The 5,677-nt window shown below is 41.3% G+C and carries 4 protein-coding genes and 1 pseudogene; 1 reads left to right on the top strand and 4 read right to left on the bottom strand.

Features of this window, described 5'->3' with window-relative positions; genetic code table 11:
• Positions 1-227, bottom strand: a pseudogene (locus AC4II3_RS30785) (hypothetical protein); the annotation flags it as partial.
• A gap of 199 nt (positions 228-426) precedes the next feature.
• Here AC4II3_RS30785 and AC4II3_RS30780 point away from each other — a divergent pair.
• Complete coding sequence (locus AC4II3_RS30780) at positions 427-852, top strand: hypothetical protein (protein WP_488015996.1); 426 nt, start codon at positions 427-429, stop codon at positions 850-852.
• 195 nt (positions 853-1,047) lie between these two features.
• Here AC4II3_RS30780 and AC4II3_RS30775 read toward each other — a convergent pair whose 3' ends face one another.
• From AC4II3_RS30775 to AC4II3_RS30765, 3 genes are all read right to left on the bottom strand, one after another.
• Positions 1,048-1,449: a hypothetical protein gene (locus tag AC4II3_RS30775; RefSeq protein ID WP_488015998.1), complete on the bottom strand. Its 402-nt coding sequence runs from the start codon at positions 1,447-1,449 to the stop codon at positions 1,048-1,050.
• Between the two features lie 504 nt (positions 1,450-1,953).
• Positions 1,954-2,178 (bottom strand): hypothetical protein, encoded by a 225-nt coding sequence (locus AC4II3_RS30770; RefSeq protein WP_488016000.1) that lies wholly within the window; start codon positions 2,176-2,178, stop codon positions 1,954-1,956.
• A 641-nt stretch (positions 2,179-2,819) separates the two neighbouring features.
• Complete coding sequence (locus AC4II3_RS30765) at positions 2,820-4,757, bottom strand: PatA/PatG family cyanobactin maturation protease (RefSeq protein ID WP_488016003.1); 1,938 nt, start codon at positions 4,755-4,757, stop codon at positions 2,820-2,822.
• Positions 4,758-5,677 lie beyond the last annotated feature (920 nt).

Below are 5,677 nucleotides of genomic sequence, written 5' to 3'. Positions count from 1 at the left end.
TCAGGAGCCGCTAACCAGGCATTCAGGAACGGCGCAAGGCGAGAACGTCCGACAAAATGGGTTTTGAATGATTCTCCGCCAACCCCCAATGTGGTCGAATTTGTGCTACAACCAATCGCTCCGCGCAACTGAGTGAGATGACCGGCCCAAGCATTATAGCCAATGACCAACAAATTACTGGCAATAAAATCTTGATGCCAATTCGATCCATCGTTTGTTTCACTCATTAGAGACCCCCAGCATAAAATGGACACCGGGCAGATTTTCCCGAATCAGTCGAATTGATTCGATCGTTGCTTTGGCATTTGCCCGATCCTCCTCAATCCCAGTTGAAATCGGTAGGGCTAAGGTGTCATAGCACTGTAGGTTGGGTGAAGCGTTTTTAAACCTTATATCTCTTGTGGAACTGGCATCAGTTTCAGTGCTTTGGTAGTGCCGACTTTTGATGGGGAGAATGGTAATGTGATGATGTTTGAATATTTTAAAAATTCTTTTGCGCCTCTGTTTCGGGAGAGCGATCGCTGGTTGGATGTGGGTTTTATGACCGTGAGTGAATATATTGATACTTATTTATCAGCAGGAGCAACAACAGAGGTAAGGTTGAAGTCAACAGGAGGTTCGTGGATAGGAGGTCATCAGCAATGGCAAGAGGGAGACTTACGACAACAGGTATTGGTGGCAGTTGAAAAGTTGAGTCAAGATTATGCGAAGGTTGTAGAGTCTGGGGAGGGTTCGGATGAAAAAATGAGAGCGTTGTTGTTGTGTGAAACCAGTTGTTTTGTTTATTGGGGTTCTGATTTTTGGGCGCAACAGGCAAAGTTGTTTATTGAGTGGGCAAGAGGTATAGTTTGATAGAGTTTTTTGATGGGTAGACTAGAGTAGGAACATTTCTACAAGGTTTCAATTGAGTTCTGCCCAAAATTACAAATTTTTAGCAAGTGGTTATAGCCGAAGGAAGAAGTAGGGTAAAATTGCAATTTTACCCTACTTCTTCCTTACCTTCGCACTTACAATACCGATGCTACCGGACATGATATAATTTATCAATTAATTACTATTGTGAAGTTGTTTAATCCACTTATCTAATTGTTTGGTATTTGCAAAACCCAGACACAGGTTCATATTAGCTCCTTGTTGGTAGCAAGCATCAACAATTGACTTTTTCTTGAACTTAAAAAAGGTTTCTAGTTCACCTAGACAAGTTTGTCGAAGCACTGAAGTTTTATCTGAGTCACAAACCCCATATAAATGAATTTTTCTGTCTTCAGTTGGCTTTTCTGCCCATGCTCGTTCAAAAGCTTGATTAAGTTCAGTTACAGAATTTTCAGTTGTTCCTGTACTAACACAAGCGAAGGCAGGTGTAGCTGTAACCGATAAGATAATAATGGTTAGCAGTGTAATCAGCCATTTGCGGTATTTTCCTGTTGATAATTTTTTTAAAAGTTTCATTGATTCTTTCTGCTTATTGTTGTGGTTTTTTGTGGGCAAGTTAGGTAACTATTGTAAGAAATTGTTTTTCACTCATTCTATTTTATTCTTCCATTCCCAAGAACCAATGCAACCTGTTACTAGCTTTTGCATACACCCAATGTTAGAACAACTATCAAGAGGAATATTGTCTGTAAGTTCGCCTAATCTAACTGTCATATAGGAACCTAACTGCAAAAATCACTACTTGTACATCAAAAGATACATTGAATATCACAACTGGCTAACGCTCTACCTACTTCCAGAGGACTAAGAGATGTGCCAAAGTTTAGAGCACAATTGATTGTTTTTTTAGGCTGTCACGAATGCGAGGTGCGACCAGGAAAATCCCTCCCTCACATATCCAGTGGTATTATTTTTGACAGGACTTACGCAGTACAGCTGTATATGGTGTATCTATCCAGCATTATTCTCAATATTGCCACTACAATTAGTGCCGTTGCGTAAGTCCTGTTTGATTAGGACTTAATCAGGAGGACAGCAGCGAACTTTTTGTCCAGTCCAGCAACAAGATCCATCGCCACAGTCGCTCGTCTCACAACTCCAACCATGAGGGCAGGTAGAGCAGTGGGCATCACAGAAAGGTGCTGTGCCATACCATGATGTACACTCCTGCGGTGTCACTCCTGCCACTGCAACTGATGTACTTGTATTGCGCATAACGGGTTGAGATTGAATAGGAAGGTTCATTTTTTTATCCTTATTTCAGAATTGATTGTTCGTTTTTAGGTGTCACGAATGCGAGGTGCTAGCAGGAAAATCCCTCCCTCACGCAGACTTCAGTAACGGTAGTTTACGAGTCGCGCTAACGAAACCCTACCGCTATGAATTCTGGTACAGCTATTGGCAGGGGGTGTGGCATTTGCCATTATAAAAGCAGGATTTGCCCCCTGAATTCTTACAATTGTGAGGATCTTTGTGATTAAGGATTTTGCCAGTACAATTCTTGCCACTATAGCAGTCGGTAGCTATCGCTGCATTCAAACCATTTTTTGCTTTTAGTTTTGTTGTGCTTACACTTCTGATTACAGGTTGAGATTGAATAGGAAGATTCATTTTTTTTATCCTTATTGGAGAATTGATTGTTTGTTTTTAGGTTAGGCATCACAAATGTGAGGTGCTATCGGGAATATTCTTCCCTCACATATCCAAAAAATGAACTCAAAAAACTAACAAACGCTAGATTTAATAACTGCAACCAGGGATAATACTATAGGCTTATCATCCACCTTCTTAACAACATAAATCGTAAGTAAGGTTAGAGGGAGCTATCGAGCTGGTTTCAGAAAATTTAGCTGTTTCTCATCTTGAGTATTTTTGACCACTTGTAGTTAAGACTGAGACCAAGAACGCACTGTACCGATGGTTACAGGAATGACGTCACTAACATCAACGGTGAATCGAAAGACTCGGTTAGAGCGTTGGTTATTTTCTGGATCGAAGAAGATTAACTTAACGTCATAACAATCGGAATCAGGACGACAAATAGGACTTTTCTCTACGCTGATAGAATCAAGAACTCTCCGATCGCCTGTTGCCTGAGCGATCGCCACGGAAGCCTGGAAAGCATTAGTAGCGGAGAAATTCAATGCCCGCTCTTCAGGGGTTATCCCTAAATTACGATAGTCGTAATAAACTCGATTCAAATAATCTTCAATCTGAGACTGTAAGTTCTCCTCTGTGATATTTGCAGCAGTTATTTGTGGCATTACTGCTGTTACCAAAGCAGAAACAGACCAGCTGTACATTCCTCGAACTTCAGGAATAATTACTGGAACAACTTGACCAGACATTAAGCGTATACTACCACTAATAGATCCTGGAACCGAGATACGTTCGATGTTTTCATCTCCTAAATAGGAAACAAGTCGCTCATAAGTGATGCTAGCATAAGGACCAGCAGGTTTAATGGCATAGATGGGGGTAGCATCTAAATTGAGAGTCCAAGTTAAAGATTGAGCTTCATAAGGACGATCGCTGAGATACTGAAGCAGTGTCATATCAGGAGGCATTGCTTGGGTAAAGGAATCTCGGCGAGCTTCAGTACCAAAATCAGTACCTAATTGGCCAATCGCATAAACTGTCTGTATGGGGCCACCACCTCCGCAGCCACAATCTCCATCCGCTCCTGAAGGAGTAATAGAAGAAACTGTTTGATTATTGGGAGTTACCATCATGGGGTTAACTGTATTATTGGAAATATTGGTAGGCATAACTGGAGATATTTTGGCTTCTGCTGCTTGTATACCCATTGCTGCTTGGGGAACAGTTGCTTGCGAACTGGGGTTAGTCCCTTCAATGGTTTGAGTTGGCTCTATTTCAATCTCATTGACTGGATTAGTTAACTCTCGATCAATGTTGTTAACTTCACTGGGCTGTACCATAGTTTCTTCTAATGTTTGATCGGACACTGATTTAATTCCTCCTTGTGTGATTAGTGTATAAGCTCCAAAAAAGTTAAGACTGCCAACTAAACAGCGAGACTTATCTAAACTGTTTTGTTCGTTACAAGGCAAAGCACTTTTAAGAATAGCTTCACGAATACCATGGGGATCGGGTTTTTCCCCCCGTTGCAATTGAATACTGAGTAAAAGAGCTACAATTCCTGAGACAACAGGAGTCGCAAAGCTAGTTCCACTTCTAAGGGTTGTCTCTCCCCCAGGAGTCGCACCCAAGATGTTTTCACCCAGAGCAAGAATCCCGTGATTTTGGTAAGTTTTGCCCCAATTACTAAAACCGAGGGGATTACCTTGAGCATCCATTGCTCCTACTGCTAGAACTGATTCCAGGGCAGCAGGAATATGAAGACATTCGCAACCATCATTTCCCGCAGCAGCAACGATGAGAACGTTCTTTTCTTGGCACAAACGAACAGCATTAGCTAGTAGTTGGTCAGATTCTGGGGAAGCCGTCAACTGACCACCACTGATGTTAATAACGTTGGCTCCTTCTTGGACTGCTTGGGTAATCGCTCGTGCTAGGTCAATTTGAGAACAGGGAGCTATATTATCTCTTTTCCCACTACTGAAAATAGGTAGGATTAACCCACGACAACTAGAAGCGATCCCCTGAACCGAACTACCCTGTTGACCAAAGATAATGCTGGCAACATGAGTTCCATGTTGAGATGCAGCACCTCCATCAGCTACACCAGACACTAAGGTTGTGCGCTGAACGATATTGGCTCCATGAAAGCATGGATGGGATAGGTCAACTGGTCCATCAAGAATGGCAATGCATACGTCAGAATCACCAAGAGATTTGTTCATTAGCGAACTGAGTTCGGTTGATGTTGCAATATTAGTGACCAAACTTTCTCTCTATCCTCTTTGTTTCATAACCTCTTTTGTCTGTTTTTTTAGCTTTTGTATTTAACTATGATTAAAAAGTATAGGTTTTCTTTTGTAAACACAAGCAAAGTTTGTAATTTTAATAAAAAAGATAAGCACTTAGCACCAGTAAATCCCTAAAGCTATTCCCAATCTAAATTTCAGCTCTCGAAAAGTTAAGAACATCACCGCCATCCCCTACGCAAGTTTCTTAACTTGGGAATTTCTCCAAACTTACAAAGTTAAGCACTGTACTTCCAATTTCATCTAGTAGTTCATTACAATTATGTTGGCGACGGTGCCGGATAATGGGAGCATCTTGCTCTGTTGCTTATTTCCATTAGATATCTCTCAAAATGCAGAGTTTGGAATGGCATAGTAAGGGTTTGATAACCTTTTCTGCAGATGCCTATTAACTTTAATATCCAAAACTGCCAAGTTTGTAAGCATTCAGCTATCAGCTATCAGCTATCAGCATTAAGCTTATGCCCTAGGCGCACGCTGCATTAGGTTGAAGGCTGACGGCTGACGGCTGACGGCTGAGGGAGCATGTCAAATTCGCAGAACAAATGTACTAAAATAACTCATAACTGCTACTGAAGCCCCGAAAACACTGTAGTTCAAGTGTTCTTACAAAATTGACATGCTCCCCAAATATTCGGCGCTTTGTGACATGCTCCCCCTATTACCTATTCCCCATTCCCCATTCCCCATTCCCCAGATAATTTACTAATGTTGCTGCATAAGTGACATGCTCCCTGAGTTTTTCGTGAGATATGAGTTTTTCGTGAGATATGAGTTTTTCTATGAGTTTTTCTATGAGTTTTTCTATGAGTTTTTCTATGAGTTTTATGAGGATC

The sequence above is a fragment of the Moorena sp. genome (assembly GCF_982860115.1).
Note: the sequence above shows the minus strand (reverse complement) of the source record. Positions and strands in the feature narration are given on the sequence as shown.